Raw genomic sequence first — 19,372 nt, forward strand, 5'->3', positions numbered from 1 at the left:
GCGGACGGCGGGCAAGCCTGACGTGCGAAAAGTCGTTACTATAAGCGCCTCTTTGCCTGCCTTGCCATGGACACCATGACCGAGAACGACTATCTGATCGCTTGGGGCCTCTACGCCTTTGCCGCTTTGGGCTGCCTGTTGGTGTGGATGCGTATCACCCGCTGGATGTGGCGCTGGCTGCGTGAGCCGTTACGGCTATTGGTTGCCGTGTTGCTGTTCAGCCCGACCATCATTGATCCGGTGAAGGAAAAGGTTGCCCCGGCCATCGCCATTACTGCCCTTGATCTATTGTTCAAGGTCGGCAACAACGCGTGGCGGGCGATTTCCGACCTGTTCATGTACGGCATGATCGCCTTCGGCATTTACCTGGTATTCGTGGCGATCCGTTTCCCTATCGAACGTGCGTCCAACGCTCGCAAGGAACAGGCTGCCGCTGCCAAGGCTGCGGCCCGGGCCGATGACCCTGAAGAGGATCATCCTTTCGGTGGTGCGGGCGATGATCGTTACGGTCGCCCACCGGTGCCGAGCAACCCTCAGCGAATGCGGGTCGAACCGCGTCTGTAACCTTGCCCCCGCCTTTCAGCGAGAATCCGAGCATGTGTGAGTTATTGGGCATGAGCGCCAATGTGCCGACCGATATCGTGTTCAGCTTCACCGGGCTGATGCAGCGCGGCGGCCGCACCGGTCCGCACCGTGACGGCTGGGGCATCGCTTTTTACGAGGGCCGTGGCCTGCGCCTTTTTCAGGACCCGGCGGCGAGCTGCGAATCCGAAGTCGCGAACCTGGTGCAGCGCTATCCGATCAAGAGCGAAGTGGTGATCGGGCACATCCGCCAGGCCAATGTCGGCAAGGTCTGCCTGTCCAATACCCATCCATTCGTGCGTGAGCTGTGGGGCCGTAACTGGTGTTTTGCCCACAACGGCCAGCTCGCCGAGTTTCAACCGATCAAGAGTTTTTATCGCCCGGTCGGCGATACCGACAGCGAAGCGGCGTTCTGCGATTTGCTCAACCGCGTGCGCGCAGCGTTCCCGGAACCGGTAGAAATCGAAGAGCTGCTGCCGGACCTGGTGGCCGCCTGCGCCGAATACCGTAGCAAAGGCGTGTTCAACTGCCTGCTCAGCGATGGCGATTGGTTGTTCTGCTATTGCTCGACCAAATTGGCGCAAATCACCCGTCGTGCGCCATTCGGCCCGGCGCGTTTGAAGGACGTCGATGTGATCGTTGATTTCCAGGCCGAAACCACGCCCAACGACGTGGTCACGGTGATCGCCACCGAACCCTTGACCGAAAACGAAACCTGGACCCGCTACGAACCGGGCCAATGGAGCCTCTGGCGACGCGGTGAATGCGTCAGCCAGGGCAAGACCGAATAAGGATTCCCCCTCATGTTGCTCAGTTATCTACGGCTGGTGTTGTTCGCGGCGGGCCTGTTGATCGGTGTCCAGGTGCCAGGGTTCATCAGCGATTATGCCAAACGGGTCGAAGCGCATCTGATTGAGGCGCAGACCAGTCTGAGCGGTTTTCAGGGCACGGCGAATCAGTTCTTCAAGGGGGACGTGCAGGCGTTGGTGGCCCATTACCGTGCCAGCGACGATCCGATTTTTCGCAGCGATGCCGACAGCCTGAGCACCTTGCTGACCCGTCAGCTGGCGCTCGATAAACAGTTCCAGGCCATGCAGGGCCCGTGGTACATCCGCCTCCTGCAGGTTGCGCTGGCGGCTGATCCGGACATTCGCAAGGAAACCTGGAACGGCTACAGCTACCAGATCCTGCTGACGCCGGAAGCGATGATCTGGGGCATGAGCGGGGCGTTGCTGCTGTCGTTCGGCATTGAATGCCTGTTCCGTCTGATCGACTGGGTGGTGCTGGGCGGCAAACGCCTGCGCCAGAGCCGGCCGATCGAAGATCGGGATGTGCGCGGACTGTAATGAGCGCCACCGACCTGTAGCAGCTGGCGAAGCCTGCGTTCGGCTGCGAAGCAGTCGCGAAATCAGGCACCGCGGTGTTTCAGGTAAACCGAGCTGGCTGGATTGACGACTGCTTCGCAGCCGAACGCAGGCTTTGCCAGCTGCTACATTAAGGTTATCGCGCGAGGACGATGTAGTTCTCACCCACCTTCTTCGCATACCCGTCCAGCACCTGCTGACATAACGAAACAATCTCTTCGACCCACTCCACGCCAACCCGCCACGACACCACCACCTGCAAATTCGGTGGCCGTTGATCGATGGCCAGCAAGGTCAATTCCCCCCGCGCCAGCTCTTCGGCCACCAGCACCGGCGGCAGCGCGCCAATACCGAAACCGTCGCGCAGCAACCGGGTGATCGCCGATACCGAGTTCACGCAGTTGAGCCGTGGTGCCATGACGCCATTGGCCTGCATCAAACTCAAAATGTCCTGATGCGGGTGTGAGTTTTTCGAGTAAGTAATGATGCGCTCGCGCGCCAGATCGGCGATGCCGGAATACTCGCGGTTGTAGATCGAATTGCTGGCAACGATCCAGCCCATCGGGTGACTGGCCAGCTCAAGGCTGCGCACGCTTTCCTGACGCAACAGGTCAGTTTGCAGGATCAGATCGAGAAAGCCTTTTTGCAGCTGATCGCAGAGGTTGAGCGCGGTATCGGCCACTAACTCGATTTCCACCAGCGGATAGTGATCCATCATTTGCGCCACCAACGGGCTCAACCAGGTATGGATGACCGTGTCCATCACGCCGATGCGAACCCGTCCGACCTTGCTCGAACGGGTTTCGATCGACTGCTTGAGGGATTGCATGGTGTCCATCATTTGCTCGGCGTACTCGAGCACTTTCAAGCCTTCGGGCGTCAGGCTCACGCCACGTGAATCGCGCAGGAACAGCTTCACCCCGAGCTCGCCTTCGAGCACGGCAATGCGGCTGGAAATCGACGCCTGGGTGGTGAAGAGCTTGTCTGCCGTCAGGCGAAAACTCTTGAGTCGGGCGACCCAGACAAAGGTCTCGAGAAACTTCAGGTTCATGGGGTCAGCTCTTGCGACCCGCCTTTGGGATAAGGTTTTCTTATGTCTAGGGCGGGTTTTTATTAGTTGGACACAACAGGGCAGGAGCCCAAAAATCAGGCCATCCGGTTCCCACGATAGGCGTCGTCGGGGCTCAGAACAATACCAATAAAAATTAGCGCGGAGATTTGCCATGAGTGCGCCCGACACGCTCGACATCCCCAAAGCCACGGTTCGCCCGGGACCTTTCGACTGGTACCGCAACATCAACAAGCAGGAGCGCCGTACCTTCTGGAGCTGCAAGATCGGCTATGGCCTGGACGGCATGGACACCCAGATGCTCAGCTTCGTGGTGCCGACCCTGATTGCGATGTGGGGCATCACCACCGGCGAGGCCGGGTTGATTCACACCAGCACCCTGATCGCCTCGGCCATCGGCGGTTGGGTGGCAGGGATTTTGTCCGACCGCATCGGTCGCGTACGCACGCTGCAACTGACCGTTCTGTGGTTCGCCTTCTTCACCTTCCTCTGCGGCTTCGCCCAGAACTACGAACAACTGCTGATCAGCCGCACGCTGATGGGCTTCGGTTTCGGCGGCGAATGGACCGCCGGCGCGGTGCTGATGGGCGAAGTGATTCGCGCCAAGGACCGTGGCAAGGCTGTTGGCATGGTGCAATCCGGCTGGGCATTGGGTTGGGGACTGACGGCGATTTTGTATGCGCTGCTGTTCTCGGTACTGCCGCCGGAAGACGCCTGGCGCGCACTGTTCATCCTTGGCATCGTGCCGGCAATTTTTGTGATCTTCGTCCGTCGACTGGTCAAGGACCCGGAAATCTATCGCGAAGCCAAGGCTAAGCAAGAACCCAGTAATCCGGCAAAATTCTACGAGATCTTCGCTCCCGGCATCCTTTTCACCACGATTCGCGCCTCGGTGCTGACCACCGGTGCTCTGGGCGGTTACTACGCGATCACCTCCTGGTTGCCGACCTTTCTGAAGAACGAACGCGGTTTGAGCGTACTCGGTACGGGCGGTTATCTGGCGATGGTGATCGTCGGTTCCTACGTCGGTTACGTCATCAGCGCGTATTTGACTGACATCCTCGGGCGTAAAAAGAACTTCATTCTGTTCGCGGTCGGCTCGTTCACCATTGTTCTGCTCTACACCCAATTGCCGGTCAGCAATGGCGTGATGCTCTGGCTTGGCTTTCCTCTGGGCTTCTTCGCCTCGGGGATCTTCAGCGGCATGGGCGCGTTTTTGACCGAGCTGTTTCCAACGCGGATTCGCGGTTCGGGTCAGGGCTTTTGCTACAACATCGGCCGGGCGCTGGCGGCGTTGTTCCCGCTGTTGATCGGCTTGATGAGTCAGAAGGTGCCATTGAGCGTGGGAATCGGTGCTTTTGCGGCGGTGTCCTACGGGGTGGTGATCCTTGCGGCCCTGAGCCTGCCGGAAACCCGTGGCAAGCAACTTGAAGCCGAGTAATTGATAATCTGCGGGCAAATGCCGTACAGATAGAAAAGAATAAAACTTACAGGAGTGTTCACCGTGAGCCGCCTGCTATTGAACTGCGACATCGGCGAGAGTTTCGGCAACTGGACCATGGGTCTGGACGCCGAGGTCATGCCCTTCATCGATTGCGCCAACATCGCCTGCGGCTTCCATGCCGGCGACCCGAGCATCATGCGCAAGACTGTCAGCCTGGCCCTGAGCAACGGGGTTCAGATCGGTGCTCATCCGGCGTATCAGGATCTGGTCGGCTTCGGCCGCCGTTCCATGGCCTACACCGCCCAGGAACTTCAGGACATTGTGCATTACCAGATCGGTGCCCTCGACGGCATTTGCCGGGCTCAGGGCGGGCGGGTGAGTTACGTCAAGCCGCACGGTGCGATGTACAACGACATGATGGCTAACCCGGCGCAATTGCGCGCGGTGCTTCAGGCTGTGGCGTCCTATGATCGTGAGTTACCGCTGATGTTGATGGCCACTCGCGACAACAGCGCGGCTCAGCAATTGGGCGATGAATACGGCGTGACCTTGTGGTTCGAAGCCTTTGCCGATCGCGCTTACGACAGCGCGGGCATGCTGGTTTCGCGGCAACTGCCGGGCGCGGTGCATCACGATCCCGAAACAATCATCGAGCAGGCACTGACCATTGCCCGCGGCGGCAACCTCACGGCCAGCGATGGCAGTGCCTTGCACTTGCAGGCCAACACCCTCTGCGTACACGGCGACAACGCCAGTTCGGTAGCCGCCGTGCGGCGTATTCGCGAAGCACTTGATCAGCAGAGCGCGCCATGAAAATCCGGGTAGAAGTGGTGGCGCTGGATTGCTTGATGGTGCGCCTGTTCGATGAGATAGCCGAAGCGAACATGCCGTGGATGCTCGCCGCCAGTGAAAGTCTGCGTGCTGCGTTCGCCGGGCATCTGATCGATCTGGTGCCGTCTTATACGACATTGATGGTGCATTACGATCTGACCGCGTTGAGTCCGGCCCAGGCTCGGGAGTTGATCGCTGAGGCCTTGATCGATTTGTCGCCCAACGCCTGCACCCGCGGCAAATGTCATGTGTTGCCGGTCTGGTATGACTTGAGCGTTGGCCCGGAGTTGAGCCTGTTGTCCCAGCGCAGCGGATTGGCCGTGGATGAAGTGATCCGCCGCCACAGCGAGCGCGAGTATCAGGTGTTCGCCTTGGGTTTTGCGCCGGGTTTCGCCTTCATGGGGCTGGTGGAAGAAGCGCTGGCGGCGCCGCGTTTGAACACTCCGCGTAAAAAGGTAGCCGCGGGCAGCGTCGGTATCGCCGAACGCCAAACGGCCGCTTACCCGGTGGTGTCTCCCGGTGGCTGGAATCTGATCGGCCGCACCCCGACCAAATTGTTCGACCGCGAACGCGACGGCTACAGCCTGATGCAACCAGGCGACACAGTGCGCTTCGAAGCCGTCAGCCATGCTGAATTCATCAATCTGGGCGGTGATGACACGCCATTGGAGGCGCAGGCATGAGCCGTCTATCAATAGAAGCGAGTACACCGCTGTGCCTGTTACAGGACGCTGGCCGTTTCGGCGTGCGGCACCTGGGTGTGACCCAGGGCGGGGCGGCGGACTGGCGATCGATGTCATGGGCCAATTGGTTGCTGGGCAATAGCCTGAATGCACCGGTGATTGAAATCACCCTCGGCGGGTTTACTGTCGTTGCCGAAGAGGATTGCGTGCTGGCGTTGGCCGGGGCGGATCTGGGGGCGCAGGTGGATGGCGAGGCGTTGGCACCGTGGCGCAGTTTCAGGTTGAACAAAGGTCAGCAATTGCAATTCACTCAGCCGCTGCTTGGGGCTCGGGCCTATTTGGCGGCCCCGGGCGGATTTGATGCGCCAAAGGTGTTGGGCAGCAGCGCAACGGTGGTCCGTGAGGAACTCGGCGGGCTGGATGGCATGGGCCGGGCATTGGCCAAAGATGCGCAGTTGAGCTACTCGGGCAGCTCGCTGCTCCTGCTGCGGGAATTGGCGCGCGAACAGGTGCCGGATTTCAAACTCAACGCGCCGCTGGACCTTGTACTCGGTGCGCAGATCGGCGAGTTCAGTGGACAGAGTTCGTTCGACGCGTTCAACAGCGTCTGGACCCTCGACAGCCGTGCCGACCGGATGGGCATCCGCTTGCTGGGAACGGCGTTGCAGTATCAGGGTAAGCCGATGATTTCCGAAGGCATCCCGCTGGGTGCGGTTCAGGTGCCGCCGGACGGGCAGCCGATTGTGTTGCTCAATGATCGGCAGACCATTGGTGGTTATCCGCGATTGGGGGCGTTGACGCCGTTGGCATTGGCACGGCTGGCGCAGTGTCTGCCGGGGACGCAGGTGCGGTTGAAACCGGTGGTGCAGGATGTGGCGCATCGAGAGCAAGTCGAGTATCTGCGCCGATTCGTCAGCCGCTAAAAGCATCGCGGGCAAGCCTCGCTCCTACAGGGTCAATGCACAACGCACGAACACCGAAACCTGTAGGAGCGAGGCTTGCCCGCGAAGGCGGCATCACAGACAACAACGATTTTTATTTGGAAAGAAACCGCATCCCTTCTTCGAGCCCCCGCAACGTCAGCGGGTACATCTGGTCGTTGATCAAGTCCCGCACGATGTTGGTCGAAGACGTATAGCCCCACGTATCTTTCGGATACGGGTTGATCCAAATGATCTTCTTGTACTTCTCCATGAACCGCTGCATCCACACATAACCCGCTTCTTCGTTCCAGTGCTCGACGCTGCCGCCGGCCTGGGTGATTTCGTACGGTGCCATGGCGGCGTCACCGATGAAGATCACTTTGTAGTCGGCGCCGTATTTGTGCAGTAGGTCCTGGGTCGAAGTGCGCTCGGACGTGCGGCGCATGTTGTTCTTCCACACCGATTCATAAATGAAGTTGTGGAAGTAGAAATACTCCAAGTGCTTGAACTCGGTCTTGCAGGCCGAGAACAGCTCTTCGCAGATCTTCACGTGGGCGTCCATCGAGCCGCCGATGTCAAACAGCAGCAACAGCTTGATGGTGTTGCGCCGCTCCGGACGCATCTGAATATTCAGCAGCCCGGCATCGCGTGCGGTGTGGTCGATGGTGCCATCGATGTCCAGTTCTTCCGCCGCCCCCTGGCGCGCGAATTTGCGCAACCGGCGCAGGGCGACCTTGATGTTGCGCGTGCCCAGCTCCACCGAATCGTCGAGGTTCTTGTACTCGCGCTGATCCCAGACCTTGACCGCTTTGCCCTGACGCTTGCCGGCATCGCCGACCCGAATGCCTTCCGGGTTGAAACCGCCAGAGCCAAACGGACTGGTGCCGCCGGTGCCGATCCACTTGTTGCCGCCGGCATGACGTTCTTTCTGTTCTTCGAGGCGTTTCTTGAACTCCTCGATCAGCTTGTCCAGGCCGCCGAGGGACTGGATCGCCGCCCGCTCTTCGTCGGTCAGCGAACGCTCGAACTCCTTGCGCAACCAGTCTTCCGGGATCAATGCCTGAAGGTGGTCGTCGAGTTTTTCCAGGCCGTTGAAATAGGCACCGAACGCCCGGTCGAACTTGTCGAAATGCTTTTCGTCCTTCACCAGAATCGCCCGGGACAGGTAATAAAACTCGTCCATGTCGGCGAAGGTCACGCGCTGCTTCAGCGCGTTGATCAGGTCCAGCAGCTCCCGTACCGAGACCGGCACTTTGGCGGCGCGCATTTCATTGAACAGGTTAAGCAGCATGGCTATCGCCCTCTATCTTGTTAAACAGAGGGATCAGCGAGTGCCGCGACGGCTCATGAACGCCAGACGTTCAAGCAATTGCACGTCCTGTTCGTTCTTCACCAAAGCGCCTGCCAGCGGCGGAATAGCCTTGGTCGGATCACGCTCGCGCAGTACCGCTTCGCCGATGTTGTCGGCCATCAGCAGCTTCAGCCAGTCCACCAGTTCGGAGGTCGATGGCTTCTTCTTCAGACCCGGTACCTTGCGCACGTCGAAGAAAACGTCCAGCGCTTCGCTGACCAGGTCCTTCTTGATGTTCGGGTAGTGCACGTCGACGATCCGTTGCATCGTGGTGCGATCCGGGAAGGCGATGTAGTGGAAGAAGCAGCGACGCAGGAAGGCGTCCGGCAGCTCTTTTTCGTTGTTGGAGGTAATGATGATGATCGGGCGTTTCTTGGCCTTGATGGTCTCGTCGATCTCGTAAACGTAGAACTCCATCTTGTCGAGTTCTTGCAGCAAGTCGTTCGGGAACTCGATGTCAGCCTTGTCGATTTCGTCGATCAGCAGGATCACCCGCTCTTCGGACTCGAAGGCTTCCCAGAGCTTGCCTTTCTTCAGGTAGTTGCGAACGTCGTGGACCTTTTCCGTGCCCAGCTGCGAGTCGCGCAGGCGGCTGACCGCGTCGTACTCGTACAGGCCTTGATGCGCCTTGGTGGTGGACTTGATGTGCCAGGTGATCAATTTGGCGCCGAAGGACTCGGCCAGTTGCTCGGCGAGCATGGTTTTGCCAGTGCCCGGCTCGCCCTTGACCAGCAGCGGACGCTCCAGGGTGATGGCGGCGTTGACCGCCAGCTTCAGGTCATCGGTGGCGACGTAGGCCTGGGTGCCTTCGAACTTCATCTGCTAATCCTCGAACGGTAACGCCGACCTGAACGAAGCAGGGCGGGGCGTAATAATTGTAGTACCCGACTATAACGCGGTGCCCGGTCGACTGTGAACGCAGACGGCTTATTCAGTCTCTGAATGGGGCGTCACATCTTGACTCAGTCTCGGCCGCTGGCCAGTATTGAGCTATCGCCATTTTGGCGATAGCTTGCCCGTCAGGTGCAATTGCTGGAGGATTGGAAACGATGTTACCCATGAAACGACCACGGCTGTCGGCCGTGCAGGCGTTGCCGGATCACCGCCTTATGCTGACCTTTGTCGACGGTCAGCAACTGAACCTCGATTTGAGTCGGGACCTGCGCGCCTATCCAGGATTGCAGCCGTTGCTGGAGGCTGGTGCTTTCGACGGTGCAACCGTGGGTGATGATGGCTGGAGCGTTGAGTGGCCCGAACTGGACATCCAGATCGGCGCAGACACTCTATATCTGGATGCGCTCGCACAAAACGCATCGGACGAAAACACCCGGATCTTCATCGACTGGCGCGCTCGTTCCGGGCTGCCGCTCAATCAGGCGGCCGAAGCGTTAGGGGTCAGTGCCCGCAGCATCACGCGTTACTGCAGTGGTCGTGAAGCCGTTCCACGATCGCTGGCACTGGCCTGCCTGGGCTGGGACTTCTTGCAGCAGCAATCAAACCCGGCGCGGGCGGCCGAAGAAAGCGGTCGCTATACCGTCACACGCAAGCCTTAACCGGCGTCCGGCTTGGGCCGTTCGTATTGGGCATTGAAGGCCTGGATGAAGCCGTTGCGTAAAATCTGCAAAAAAGCCTCGAATGCGTTGATATCTCGGCGATGCACATTGCCGCTCAGTTGCACGCGAGTCGCAAACTGGTTCTTGCCCTGGTTTTTCAGCACTGTTTCGGAGCCGCCGACGATGGCCTCCCAAATGGAACGGAAAATTCCTTTGTCCTTGTTCTCGACGTCCTGCTGCCAATTGAACACGTCGACGTCCTTCAGCAGCGGTTTGATGTAACCCGTTAATTGAGCTTTTTTAGCCTGCGCTTCAATGACCACATCACCGTGACCGGCATTGAAGTCGAACTTGCCATAGGCGGAGGCGAAGTCGTTCATGCGTTTGAGTTCGATGTCTTTGGCCCGCAGGCGGAACTCGAATTCTTCAAAGTTGCTTAAAGGGTCGAAGGTGGCGGTGGTTTCCAGTGGCGCGTGCCCTAGCAGCAGCGCCTTGCCGTCGAAGCGAGCGTCGCGTTTGCCTTTGGTGTCGACCACGTTGGTCAGGTTGTAAATGCTGGCGTTGACCTGAGTGGCGTTCATGTTCACGGGGGGCTTGGAGTTGAAGTTGCGGAAACTGATCTTGCCATCGCTGATCTGAACTTCGTTCAAGGTAATGGGGGCCAGTTTGCTCAACTGCGCACGCCAGTCGGTGCCCTGACCGGTCTGGGAGTTTTGCTTGTTGGCACCGCCGTCGACGAAGTTCACCTCGGGTTTGAAGAACTTCACCTCGGCCACGACGGCGTGGTCGTACCAGAGCGAGTGCCAACTGACGGAAAGGTCGATCAGTGGCGCGTTGACGAAAGGCACCGGGACCTTGCCTTCGACCTTGACGATTTTCAGCCCGTTGATTTTGTACGCACCGCGCCACAGGGCCAGGTCCACATCAGTGATCTGGCCACGGTAATCGCCCATGTTCGCCAGCTTGTCATTCAGGTAGTCGCGCACGATGTAGGGCAGGGCGATGTGCAGGGCAATCAGCAACACGACGAGGCCGGCGAGGGTCCACAGGGGCCAACTGTATCTGCGTTTCATGATGGCAAATCTCTGGCGTTGTAAAGCCATTGACTGCTGTGGTTGCAGGACGTTCGACTGACTGGACGATCAAGGGCAACAGGCATACCTTGGAGAGCTAATTTAACGCTGTATAAGGACCCAGCCATGAGCCGTATCTACGCTGACAACGCCCATTCCATCGGCAATACGCCGCTGGTGCAGATCAACCGTATCGCCCCTCGCGGCGTAACCATCCTGGCCAAGATCGAAGGGCGTAACCCCGGTTACTCGGTCAAGTGCCGGATCGGTGCAAACATGATCTGGGACGCCGAAAGCACCGGCAAACTCAAGTCTGGCATGACCATCGTCGAACCGACCTCAGGCAATACCGGCATCGGCCTGGCGTTCGTTGCGGCGGCTCGCGGTTACAAGCTGATGCTGACCATGCCGGCGTCCATGAGTATCGAGCGACGCAAAGTGCTCAAGGCACTGGGGGCCGAACTGGTACTGACCGAACCGGCCAAGGGCATGAAAGGAGCGATCGAAAAGGCAGCTGAAATTGTCGCTAGCGACCCGGCTGCCTACTTCATGCCGTCGCAGTTCGAGAACCCTGCCAACCCCGCCATCCACGAAAAAACGACCGGTCCGGAAATCTGGAACGACACCGACGGTGCAGTCGATGTACTGGTGGCAGGCGTCGGAACGGGTGGAACCATTACCGGAGTTTCGCGGTATATCAAGAATACCCAGGGCAAACCGATTATTTCGGTGGCGGTGGAGCCAGTGGTGTCGCCCGTCATCACCCAGGCAATGGCCGGTGAAGAAATCAAGCCGAGCCCTCACAAGATTCAGGGTATTGGTGCCGGTTTTGTGCCGAAGAATCTTGATCTGTCGATGGTCGATCGGGTTGAGTTGGTCAGCGATGAAGAATCCAAGGCCATGGCCCTGCGCCTGATGCAGGAAGAAGGGATTTTGAGCGGCATTTCCTGCGGCGCCGCCATGGCGGTGGCCGTCCGCCTGGCGGAAACCCCGGAAATGCAGGGCAAGACCATCGTGGTGATCCTGCCGGACTCCGGTGAACGCTACCTGTCGAGCATGCTGTTCAGTGATCTGTTTACCGAGCAGGAGAATCTGCAGTAGGTGTTGCGATTTTTCATCCAGTGGGAGGGGGTGACTCAGGTCAGCCCCCGTTCAGGAACTTTATGTTAAGAAGTGCTTTATTGCGCAATCCTTAACACTGAATGTTGAGATACACGGGTTCTTCCCGAGGCCGGTAGTGTTTATCATGGCTGACTGCCACGTCGGGTAAATGGCGTTGTGCAACGTTGTCTACTATCAAGGAGTCGTTGATGACCGTTTCCCTTGCCGCGAAGGCGTCGCTTTTGTTGCTGTTCTTCTGCAGCACTCTCTATGTGCATTTGCGCGGCAAGGCACGTTTGCCGGTCTTGCGTCAGTTCGTCAACCACTCGGCTTTGTTCGCACCCTATAACGCCTTGATGTACCTGTTCTCCAGCGTGCCATCCAAACCCTATCTTGACCGCAGCAAGTTCCCGGAACTGGATGTGCTCAAGGACAACTGGGAAGTCATCCGCGACGAAGCGATGCATTTGTTCGACGAGGGTTACATCCGCGCCGCCGAAAAGAACAACGACGCCGGCTTCGGTTCGTTCTTCAAGAAAGGCTGGAAGCGTTTTTACCTCAAGTGGTACGACAAACCACTGCCATCGGCCGAAGCCCTGTGCCCGAAAACAGTGGCACTGCTCAGCAGCATTCCCAACGTCAAAGGCGCCATGTTCGCGTTGCTGCCAGGCGGCAGCCATCTCAACCCGCACCGTGATCCGTTCGGCGGTTCCCTGCGTTATCACTTGGGGCTGTCAACGCCGAACTCCGACGATTGCCGGATCTTCGTCGACGGTCAGGTTTACTCCTGGCGCGATGGCGAAGACGTGATGTTCGACGAAACCTATGTGCATTGGGTCAAGAATGAAACCGACAAGACTCGGGTCATCCTGTTCTGCGACATCGAACGACCGCTGAGCAACCGCCTGATGACCCGCATCAACCGCGGGATCAGCAGCTTTTTGGGGCGCGCCACTGCACCGCAGAATCTTGATGATGAACGTGTTGGCGGGATTAACCGGGCTTACGCCTGGAGCAAGAACTCCAGCGACAAGTTCAGCGGTGTGGTCAAGCGGTGGAAGCGTCGTAATCCCAAGGCCTACCGGGTGTTGCGACCGGTGCTGGCGGTGGTGATATTGACGTTGTTGGGGTATTGGTTGTTTGGGTGATTCCGGACAAGAAATGAAAAACCGCTCATTGGAGCGGTTTTTTTTCGCCGAAGTTATGGTCGCCCGGCGAGTACGTCAGGTTCGCCTTCGATGCCCGTCGCAAGGACCTGCAAAATGCGCCGCTGACTGGCCGTCAGTTCTACTTTAACAGTCTTGTTTTCCTGGGCAGAGGAACGTTTTTTTATGCGGGGATTTCTGATGACTCCGTGCATATTTTCTCCGTCATCGGTCATTAATTGAACAGTTTTCACGTTACTAGGCTCTCCACAGTTTTGACAAGTCGACCTTCAGCGTCTTCGTTGAAGTCGAGTCGTTTATAAACAGAAATCGCACCTTCCAGCGCTCGCAAGCATCCAGCGCCTGCGCATTGATGGCGTCAAACCGCACTCGCGATAGATCAATGTCCGTTGGGCCTGCCAGTTCCAGTTCATGTTGCAACTGAGCAGCGCTGGTAGCAGCAAGCGTTCTAGCCCTCGACCGATATAACTGATACCGAAGATGCGTCCGTTCCCTTGGCATGTGATCTCGTGCATTCCATGTCCCTCATAGCGGGCGTTTGCATTTCTTTCCAAGGTAGATTGCGGCGTGGCAGCTGTCGTTACTGGCCCTTTGACCAAGTCATTGCAATCTATGTCGCGGGCTGGTTATAGTCGGCGCTCGCCTGCTTTCCCCAGCACGGCCCTCAAAAAAGATCAGCCCATGCCAGCTTCCCTCATCAACGCGGTAGTCGATTCAGCGGTCAACGCTGGCGTCGTGCCGTGCGGGAATCAGCAGCCTGCGCAGATCAGTCATTACCCTCCACCTGTCAGTAGCACGCCGGTGTGCGCAGTCGTATCACCGCCAGGCGTTGGCTTCTCGGGCTGATCAGCTTCTTTTTGCTGTTCTCATGCCCGTCTGAAAAAGCTCACGCCTGAAAAACTACTGAATTTCAGCTTCGGCTGAGTTGGCTTTTTTTGCCTGACTACAGGTGGTATTCATGTTTGTCCTTTTGAAAAAAACCGCGCTCGCGGCGGCGTCCACGAGCCTGTTCGTTTTACTGTGGAGCAGCGGGGCGATCTTCTCCAAATGGGGCCTGGCCCATGCGTCCCCCTTTGCTTTTCTGTTGATTCGCTTCGCTATCGCAATCTGCGGATTGGTGCTGCTGGTGCCGTTGCTCAAGTTGAAGCTGCCCAAGAGTGGCAAGCCGATGCTGTATGCGATGGCCACGGGCGTGGTGTTGCTGGGGGCTTATCAGATTTTCTATCTGCTGGCCCTGGACCTGAAAATCACACCCGGCGTCATGGCCACGATCATGGGCGTGCAGCCCATTCTTACCGTGGTGATCATGGAGCGTCAGCGATCAGCCAGCAGAATGTTTGGTTTGGCACTGGGCTTGGCCGGGTTGATCATGGTGGTTTACCAAGGCATCGGTCTGGCCGGTATGTCATTGGCCGGTATGCTCTTCGGTTTGCTGGCGCTGGCGAGCATGACGTTCGGTTCGATCATGCAAAAGCGCATCACCGACAATCCACTCGGCACGCTGCCAGTGCAGTACCTGGCGGGGCTGTTGCTCTGCGGAGTCTTCGTGCCGTTCCAACCCTTTCATTTCGAACACAGCACCGGTTTCATCGTGCCGGTGTTGTGGATGGGATTGGTGGTGTCGGTGCTGGCGACGTTGCTGCTGTATCGGCTGATTGCACGGGGCAACCTGGTCAATGTCACCAGTCTGTTTTACCTGGTGCCGGCGGTGACGGCGGTCATGGACTACCTGATTTTCGGCAACCGGCTGGCGGCGTTGAGCATGCTGGGCATGTTGCTGATCATCATTGGATTGGTATTCGTATTCCGTAAGGCAGCATAAAAAAATGGCCTGGAGCATTGCTCCGGGCCGTTTTTATTTGGCCAGCGCATGCTCGGCCCGCACCGAATTCATGAACGCCTGCATCGCCGACGATTGAATACGATGACGCCGAGTGATCAGCCCGAACGGCGGCAACCGCGCTTCGAACTTGATCGGCAAAACCGCCAGCAAATCACGGCCAGGATAATCCTCGACCACCGACACCGGTGTAACACCGAGCATGTCGGTCTGCTGCACCAACGAGAGCAGGGTCATGATCGAGGTGGTTTCAACGATGCTGCTGGGAATGTCGACCCGCGCGTTGTGAAACACCTGATTGATGATCGCGCGCATCGGGCTTGGATGTTGTTGCAGTACCCAGGTCATGTTCTGCAATTCCGCCCAGCTCAGCTGCGTCTCCTGCGCCAGTGGGTTTTGCGCGCCGGCAATCACGCACAAAGCTTCTTCGCCGAGGCTGTCGAAGAGCAATTCTTCGGCCCGGGCACCTGCCGGAATCCGACCCAATACGATATCCAGTTGATCCTGCAGAAGTGCTTGCACCAGCACGTCGCTGGTATCGACCTGGATGCTCATCGACAAGCGTGGATGGCTCTGTTTCAAGGTCGCGATGGTGCGGGTCAACAGCCCCGAAGCCAGCGCCGGAATCGCACCGACCGCGACCCGGCCAAGGTTGCCGGATTCCAGCGCGACCAGTTCTTCCCGCATGCCGCTGAGTTCGGCAAACACCATGCGCGCGTAGTAGATGACGGTTTCCCCGAAGGGGGTAGAGCGCATGCCCCGAGGCAGGCGTTCGAAGAGCTCTACGCCGAGCAGGTCCTCGGCCTCGTGCAGCATCTTGGTCGCCGCCGGTTGGGTCATGCCGATGTGGTCGGCGGCGCGGCGCAATGAGCCGAATTCCTGCAACGCCAGCATCAGCCGCAGTTGGCGAAGACGCAGTCGGCTGTGGATCACGTTGGCTTCAGGAATTCGGGTCATGGGCCATGCTCGCAAAAAGGACTGCGGCAAGCCTGACAACAAATGTCAGGCGTTGCCAGCATTGCTGTGTCACAGCACCGATTTTGGCTTGGCGATGTGGGGTTTGCGCAGGCCCATCAGGGTTTGCAGCGCCTTGGAAATCAACGGCCAGAACAGCATCAGCAGCGCCGCCGTGGTCAGGCTTCCCACCAATGGGTTGGACCAGAAGATCCCCAGGTGCCCGTCGGAGAACAGCATCGACTGACGGAATGCATCTTCAGCCTTGTCACCCAACACTGCCGCCAGCACCAGCGGGGCGATCGGGTAACCGAGTTTCTTGAACAGATAACCCAGCGCGCCGAAGCCCAGCATCAGCACCACGTCGAAGAACGAGTTGTGCACCGAGTAGGCGCCGATGGCGCAGACCATGATGATGATCGGTGCAATGATCGAGAACGGGATCCGCAGGATCGAAGCGAACAGCGGCACGGTGGCCAACACCACGATCAGACTGACGACGTTGCCCAAGTACATGCTGGCGATCAGGCCCCAGACGAAATCATGCTGCTCGACGAACAGCGTCGGGCCAGGGTGCAGACCCCAGATCATCAAACCGCCGAGCATCACCGCTGCCGTCGCCGACCCTGGAATGCCCAGCGTCAACATCGGCAGCAGGGCACTGGTGCCGGCAGCGTGGTCAGCGGTTTCGGGGGCGATCACGCCTTCGAGTTCACCCTTGCCGAAGTTCTCGCGGTTCTTCGAGAAACGCCGCGCCAGGCTGTAGCTCATGAACGACGCCGCCGTTGGCCCGCCGGGCGTGATGCCCATCCAGCAACCGACCAACGTGCTGCGCACAATCGTCCACCAGTAGCGCGGCAACTTGGCCCAGGTACGCAGGATGACCATCGGCGTGATGCGCGCATGCTCGCCGCGAAACACCAGGCCTTCCTCGACGGTGCAGAGGATTTCGCCGATACCGAACAGGCCGATCACTGCCACTTCGAAACTGATGCCGGTCATCAGGATTGGCTGGTCGAAGGTCAGGCGCAGGTTGCCCGAAACCGTGTCCATGCCGACAGCGGCCATGGCGAAGCCGATCATCATGGCGACCACGGTTTTCAGCGGCGGGTTCTTGCTCATGCCGATGAAGGTGCAGAACGCCAACAGGTACACCGCGAAGAACTCCGGCGAGCTGAACGACATGGCGAACGCGGCGATCTTTGTCGACAGGAACGTCAGCAACAACACCCCGGCCAACGCGCCGATCAGCGCCGAGCTGAACGCGGCGGTCAGGGCTTCGGCGGCGCGACCTTCGCGGGCCATCGGGTAACCGTCGAAGGTGGTCGCCACCGATGAGGGTTCGCCGGGGATGTTGAACAGAATCGAGGTGATCGAACCGCCGAACAGTGCGCCCCAATACATGCACGACAGCAGAATGATCGCCGACACCGGCGACATGGTGAACGTCAGCGGCAGCAGCAACGCCACGCCATTAGGGGCGCCGAGGCCGGGCAACACGCCGACCAGAATGCCCAGCAGCACGCCGATCACCATCAGGCCGATGTGGCCCGGGGTCAGGATCAGGTTCATGCCTTGCAGCAGGGAATCGAATTCGCTCATTTGAAAGATCTCCCGGCCAGGGCAATCCAGTCGCCCATCGGGCCGGCATCCAGCGGGACCTTGAACCACAACGCGAAAATCAGATAGCTGGCGAGTACCGCGCCAAAGGACACGCTGCCGATCATCCATTTGCCGTAAGGCTTGGCGCGGACCTTGTCACGCCACATGAACCACGCGATGAAACAGGCCGAGGCCACGTAGATGCCGGTAAACGGCATCGCACCGACGAACAGCGCAATCGGGATGAACACCGACAACACTTTCTTGAACGCACTGCGGCTGACGAATGAAATGCTCAGGGCGTGCCAGCGCACCACGGTCAACACGCCATTGGCCACGCTGGCGGCGCTCAACATCAGGCCGATGTAGAAGGGGAAGTAACCCGGCTCGGGGCCGGAATCGCCCCAGCCGATACCTTGTTCGAGACTGCCGAACATCACCACCGCGCCTATCAGCGTGGTGAAGAGTGCCAGGCCGAGTTCGACCCAGCGGGTACCGACCAGCGCTGGTGAATCCGAAGAATGGGACATCAAAGCACCTCCAGAGGTGACGGCCGTGCGCAGGGCGGACGGCCGTGGACAACTCAGTTTTTCAGCCAGCCGGCTTCTTTGAACACCGGCGTGACCCGGGCGGTGTCTTTCTCGATGTAGGCGGTCAGCGGCTCGCCTTCGAGGAAGGTCGGCACCAGCGCGTTCTGTTTGACGTAGGCCTTGAACTCCGGAGTCTCGGTGACTTTGCGCATCAGCTCGACATAGAACGCCCGCTGTTCAGCGGTGACTTCGCCGGGCATGAACACGGTGCGCGGGAAGCGGTATTGATCGATGCCCAGCCCCTGTTCGTGGCAGGTTGGAACGTCGGCCCAGGATTTTTCGCCGGCGACTTTCTCGGTGTAGCTCATGCGCTCTTTACTGAACACACAGAGCGGTTCGACCTGATCACCGCGCCATTGGCTGATGCTTTCGCTGGGGTTGTTGACGTTGGCGGCGATGTGTTTGCCGGCCAGTTGGGTCGCGGCTTCACTGCCGCTCTTGAACGGGATGTACACCAGTTTGCTGTTGGTGGTCTGGTTCAGCAGCAGGGTTGACGTCTGGTCGACATCCTTGGACTGACTGCCGCCCATGCGCAGGTTCGACGGGTCAGCCTTGACCGCTTCGTAGAAGCTTTTGGCGTCCTTCCACGGCGCGCCCTTATAGCTCCAGAGAATAAAATCATCCTCGGCCACGGCGGCTATGGGGGTGAGTTCCTGCCATTGATAGCCGAGCTTGGACACCAGCGGCAACAGGTAGATGTTGTTGGTGCCGATCACCAGCTTTTCCGGATCGCCCTTGTTCATCTTCAGGTCGAGAAAGGCTTCGGCGCCGTTGCCGCCGCCCTTGTTGAGGACGATGGTATTCACGTCGAGGAATTTATGGGTGGTGATGATCGACTGGATCAGCCGACCGAGCTGGTCAGTGCCGCCACCGGGGCCGCCAGCGACGACGATTTCGACGTTCTTGTCCGGTTGCCAGGCGGCGCTGGCCAGTGCGGGGAGGGCGCCGGCGGCGACCAGTGTGCAGCCAAGAAACAGACGGGATGTGCGACGGACGAATGCATTTCGCATGGAAGGGCCTCGTTTTTGTAGTTGTTATGAGTGACTTGTCAAAGCTGCAAGCCTGGAGTGAGTGTGTGAAGCCTCGGAGCCCGCGTCTAGTCAAAACAATACATACACCGATAGCCTGCGGTTATAGGTCATGGCAGCCAAAATCGCCGTTATCGCTCAACGCTTTGCGCCAGAGCCATTTGCGAGAAAAACCGGGGCTTGCCTCCTACGTTGAAAGCGCCGTGAAAGCAGGGCAT

At 58.8% G+C, this 19,372-nt stretch carries 21 protein-coding genes; 12 read left to right on the forward strand and 9 right to left on the reverse strand.

The genetic code is table 11. The annotated features are described in order from the left end of the window. The first annotated feature begins 66 nt into the window (after window positions 1-66). From QF010_RS17470 to QF010_RS17480, 3 genes are read left to right on the forward strand one after another with little or no spacing between them, the layout of a single operon-like run. Entirely contained in the window at window positions 67-564 is a 498-nt protein-coding gene (locus QF010_RS17470; protein ID WP_033053470.1) for a hypothetical protein, read from the forward strand. 32 nt (window positions 565-596) lie between these two features. Then, the gene (locus tag QF010_RS17475) at window positions 597-1,373 is read left to right on the forward strand and encodes a class II glutamine amidotransferase (RefSeq protein ID WP_033054032.1); all 777 of its coding nucleotides are present in this window, start codon (window positions 597-599) and stop codon (window positions 1,371-1,373) included. A gap of 12 nt (window positions 1,374-1,385) precedes the next feature. Further along, window positions 1,386-1,928, forward strand: coding sequence for a DUF2937 family protein (locus tag QF010_RS17480; RefSeq protein ID WP_033054031.1), 543 nt, complete (start codon window positions 1,386-1,388; stop codon window positions 1,926-1,928). Window positions 1,929-2,082: 154 nt separating this feature from the next. On the opposite strand, the gene QF010_RS17485 is transcribed toward QF010_RS17480, so the two are convergent. Then, window positions 2,083-2,997, reverse strand: coding sequence for a LysR family transcriptional regulator (locus tag QF010_RS17485; protein WP_429533601.1), 915 nt, complete (start codon window positions 2,995-2,997; stop codon window positions 2,083-2,085). 172 nt (window positions 2,998-3,169) lie between these two features. Here QF010_RS17485 and QF010_RS17490 point away from each other — a divergent pair, with 172 nt between their 5' ends. The 4 genes from QF010_RS17490 to QF010_RS17505 all read left to right on the forward strand — a co-directional run bounded on the left by QF010_RS17490 (window position 3,170) and on the right by QF010_RS17505 (window position 6,896). Beyond that, window positions 3,170-4,456, forward strand: coding sequence for an MFS transporter (locus tag QF010_RS17490; protein ID WP_033056162.1), 1,287 nt, complete (start codon window positions 3,170-3,172; stop codon window positions 4,454-4,456). A 63-nt stretch (window positions 4,457-4,519) separates the two neighbouring features. Continuing rightward, window positions 4,520-5,272, forward strand: coding sequence for a 5-oxoprolinase subunit PxpA (locus QF010_RS17495; protein ID WP_129442002.1), 753 nt, complete (start codon window positions 4,520-4,522; stop codon window positions 5,270-5,272). Continuing rightward, complete coding sequence (locus QF010_RS17500; protein WP_429512226.1) at window positions 5,269-5,973, forward strand: 5-oxoprolinase subunit B family protein; 705 nt, start codon at window positions 5,269-5,271, stop codon at window positions 5,971-5,973. Before QF010_RS17495 ends, QF010_RS17500 begins: the two co-directional genes overlap by 4 nt. Beyond that, window positions 5,970-6,896, forward strand: a complete 927-nt coding sequence (locus QF010_RS17505) for a 5-oxoprolinase subunit C family protein (protein WP_429533602.1) — start codon at window positions 5,970-5,972, stop codon at window positions 6,894-6,896. Before QF010_RS17500 ends, QF010_RS17505 begins: the two co-directional genes overlap by 4 nt. Before the next feature lie 112 nt (window positions 6,897-7,008). On the opposite strand, the gene QF010_RS17510 is transcribed toward QF010_RS17505, so the two are convergent. Beyond that, on the reverse strand, window positions 7,009-8,187 hold the full coding sequence (locus QF010_RS17510) for a vWA domain-containing protein (RefSeq protein WP_429533603.1): 1,179 nt from the start codon (window positions 8,185-8,187) through the stop codon (window positions 7,009-7,011). 33 nt (window positions 8,188-8,220) lie between these two features. Continuing rightward, the gene (locus QF010_RS17515; RefSeq protein WP_008153159.1) at window positions 8,221-9,066 is read right to left on the reverse strand and encodes an AAA family ATPase; all 846 of its coding nucleotides are present in this window, start codon (window positions 9,064-9,066) and stop codon (window positions 8,221-8,223) included. A gap of 230 nt (window positions 9,067-9,296) precedes the next feature. On the opposite strand from QF010_RS17515, the gene QF010_RS17520 reads away from it, so the two are divergent. After that, entirely contained in the window at window positions 9,297-9,800 is a 504-nt protein-coding gene (locus QF010_RS17520; RefSeq protein WP_429533604.1) for a DUF2442 domain-containing protein, read from the forward strand. Here QF010_RS17520 and QF010_RS17525 read toward each other — a convergent pair. Continuing rightward, on the reverse strand, window positions 9,797-10,903 hold the full coding sequence (locus tag QF010_RS17525; RefSeq protein WP_488169046.1) for a DUF748 domain-containing protein: 1,107 nt from the start codon (window positions 10,901-10,903) through the stop codon (window positions 9,797-9,799). The two genes, QF010_RS17520 and QF010_RS17525, sit on opposite strands and share 4 nt — an antisense overlap. A gap of 96 nt (window positions 10,904-10,999) precedes the next feature. Here QF010_RS17525 and cysK point away from each other — a divergent pair, with 96 nt between their 5' ends. Together cysK and QF010_RS17535 are read left to right on the forward strand one after the other, a co-directional pair. Next, a complete protein-coding gene (cysK, locus tag QF010_RS17530) occupies window positions 11,000-11,974 on the forward strand; it encodes a cysteine synthase A (RefSeq protein ID WP_033056153.1) in 975 nt (324 codons plus the stop codon). Between the two features lie 209 nt (window positions 11,975-12,183). Then, complete coding sequence (locus QF010_RS17535; protein ID WP_429533606.1) at window positions 12,184-13,122, forward strand: aspartyl/asparaginyl beta-hydroxylase domain-containing protein; 939 nt, start codon at window positions 12,184-12,186, stop codon at window positions 13,120-13,122. A gap of 53 nt (window positions 13,123-13,175) precedes the next feature. Here the strand turns inward: QF010_RS17535 and QF010_RS17540 are convergent, their stop codons facing one another. Next, complete coding sequence (locus QF010_RS17540; protein WP_156363910.1) at window positions 13,176-13,373, reverse strand: hypothetical protein; 198 nt, start codon at window positions 13,371-13,373, stop codon at window positions 13,176-13,178. Window positions 13,374-13,821: 448 nt separating this feature from the next. Between QF010_RS17540 and QF010_RS17545 the strand changes: the two genes are divergently transcribed. Together QF010_RS17545 and QF010_RS17550 are read left to right on the forward strand one after the other, a co-directional pair. Next, window positions 13,822-13,986 carry a hypothetical protein gene (locus tag QF010_RS17545; RefSeq protein ID WP_165353262.1) on the forward strand — a complete coding sequence of 55 codons (165 nt, stop codon included), beginning with the start codon at window positions 13,822-13,824 and terminating at the stop codon, window positions 13,984-13,986. Window positions 13,987-14,098: 112 nt separating this feature from the next. Next, window positions 14,099-14,962 (forward strand): DMT family transporter, encoded by an 864-nt coding sequence (locus QF010_RS17550; protein ID WP_429533607.1) that lies wholly within the window; start codon window positions 14,099-14,101, stop codon window positions 14,960-14,962. 33 nt (window positions 14,963-14,995) lie between these two features. Here the strand turns inward: QF010_RS17550 and QF010_RS17555 are convergent, their stop codons facing one another. The 4 genes from QF010_RS17555 to QF010_RS17570 form a co-directional block, all read right to left on the reverse strand. Beyond that, window positions 14,996-15,937 carry a LysR family transcriptional regulator gene (locus QF010_RS17555; RefSeq protein ID WP_033056149.1) on the reverse strand — a complete coding sequence of 314 codons (942 nt, stop codon included), beginning with the start codon at window positions 15,935-15,937 and terminating at the stop codon, window positions 14,996-14,998. Between the two features lie 69 nt (window positions 15,938-16,006). Then, window positions 16,007-17,536: a tripartite tricarboxylate transporter permease gene (locus QF010_RS17560; protein WP_033056148.1), complete on the reverse strand. Its 1,530-nt coding sequence runs from the start codon at window positions 17,534-17,536 to the stop codon at window positions 16,007-16,009. Continuing rightward, window positions 17,533-18,066 (reverse strand): tripartite tricarboxylate transporter TctB family protein, encoded by a 534-nt coding sequence (locus QF010_RS17565; RefSeq protein ID WP_429533608.1) that lies wholly within the window; start codon window positions 18,064-18,066, stop codon window positions 17,533-17,535. The genes QF010_RS17560 and QF010_RS17565 overlap by 4 nt, the downstream gene beginning before the upstream one ends. A 53-nt stretch (window positions 18,067-18,119) precedes the next feature. After that, window positions 18,120-19,136 carry a Bug family tripartite tricarboxylate transporter substrate binding protein gene (locus QF010_RS17570; RefSeq protein WP_429533609.1) on the reverse strand — a complete coding sequence of 339 codons (1,017 nt, stop codon included), beginning with the start codon at window positions 19,134-19,136 and terminating at the stop codon, window positions 18,120-18,122. Window positions 19,137-19,372: the final 236 nt, after the last annotated feature.

The sequence above is a fragment of the Pseudomonas silensiensis genome (assembly GCF_050434865.1).
Lineage (GTDB): Bacteria > Pseudomonadota > Gammaproteobacteria > Pseudomonadales > Pseudomonadaceae > Aquipseudomonas > Aquipseudomonas fluorescens_W.

Coding starts and splice junctions, on each gene's coding strand:
- QF010_RS17470 (WP_033053470.1), top strand. CDS start 67: ATGGACACCATGACCGAGAACGACTATCTGATCGCTTGGGGCCTCTAC.
- QF010_RS17475 (WP_033054032.1), top strand. CDS start 597: ATGTGTGAGTTATTGGGCATGAGCGCCAATGTGCCGACCGATATCGTG.
- QF010_RS17480 (WP_033054031.1), top strand. CDS start 1,386: ATGTTGCTCAGTTATCTACGGCTGGTGTTGTTCGCGGCGGGCCTGTTG.
- QF010_RS17485 (WP_429533601.1), bottom strand. CDS start 2,997: ATGAACCTGAAGTTTCTCGAGACCTTTGTCTGGGTCGCCCGACTCAAG.
- QF010_RS17490 (WP_033056162.1), top strand. CDS start 3,170: ATGAGTGCGCCCGACACGCTCGACATCCCCAAAGCCACGGTTCGCCCG.
- QF010_RS17500 (WP_429512226.1), top strand. CDS start 5,269: ATGAAAATCCGGGTAGAAGTGGTGGCGCTGGATTGCTTGATGGTGCGC.
- QF010_RS17505 (WP_429533602.1), top strand. CDS start 5,970: ATGAGCCGTCTATCAATAGAAGCGAGTACACCGCTGTGCCTGTTACAG.
- QF010_RS17510 (WP_429533603.1), bottom strand. CDS start 8,187: ATGCTGCTTAACCTGTTCAATGAAATGCGCGCCGCCAAAGTGCCGGTC.
- QF010_RS17515 (WP_008153159.1), bottom strand. CDS start 9,066: ATGAAGTTCGAAGGCACCCAGGCCTACGTCGCCACCGATGACCTGAAG.
- QF010_RS17520 (WP_429533604.1), top strand. CDS start 9,297: ATGTTACCCATGAAACGACCACGGCTGTCGGCCGTGCAGGCGTTGCCG.
- QF010_RS17525 (WP_488169046.1), bottom strand. CDS start 10,903: ATGGCTTTACAACGCCAGAGATTTGCCATCATGAAACGCAGATACAGT.
- cysK (WP_033056153.1), top strand. CDS start 11,000: ATGAGCCGTATCTACGCTGACAACGCCCATTCCATCGGCAATACGCCG.
- QF010_RS17535 (WP_429533606.1), top strand. CDS start 12,184: ATGACCGTTTCCCTTGCCGCGAAGGCGTCGCTTTTGTTGCTGTTCTTC.
- QF010_RS17545 (WP_165353262.1), top strand. CDS start 13,822: ATGCCAGCTTCCCTCATCAACGCGGTAGTCGATTCAGCGGTCAACGCT.
- QF010_RS17550 (WP_429533607.1), top strand. CDS start 14,099: ATGTTTGTCCTTTTGAAAAAAACCGCGCTCGCGGCGGCGTCCACGAGC.
- QF010_RS17555 (WP_033056149.1), bottom strand. CDS start 15,937: ATGACCCGAATTCCTGAAGCCAACGTGATCCACAGCCGACTGCGTCTT.
- QF010_RS17560 (WP_033056148.1), bottom strand. CDS start 17,536: ATGAGCGAATTCGATTCCCTGCTGCAAGGCATGAACCTGATCCTGACC.
- QF010_RS17565 (WP_429533608.1), bottom strand. CDS start 18,066: ATGTCCCATTCTTCGGATTCACCAGCGCTGGTCGGTACCCGCTGGGTC.
- QF010_RS17570 (WP_429533609.1), bottom strand. CDS start 19,136: ATGCGAAATGCATTCGTCCGTCGCACATCCCGTCTGTTTCTTGGCTGC.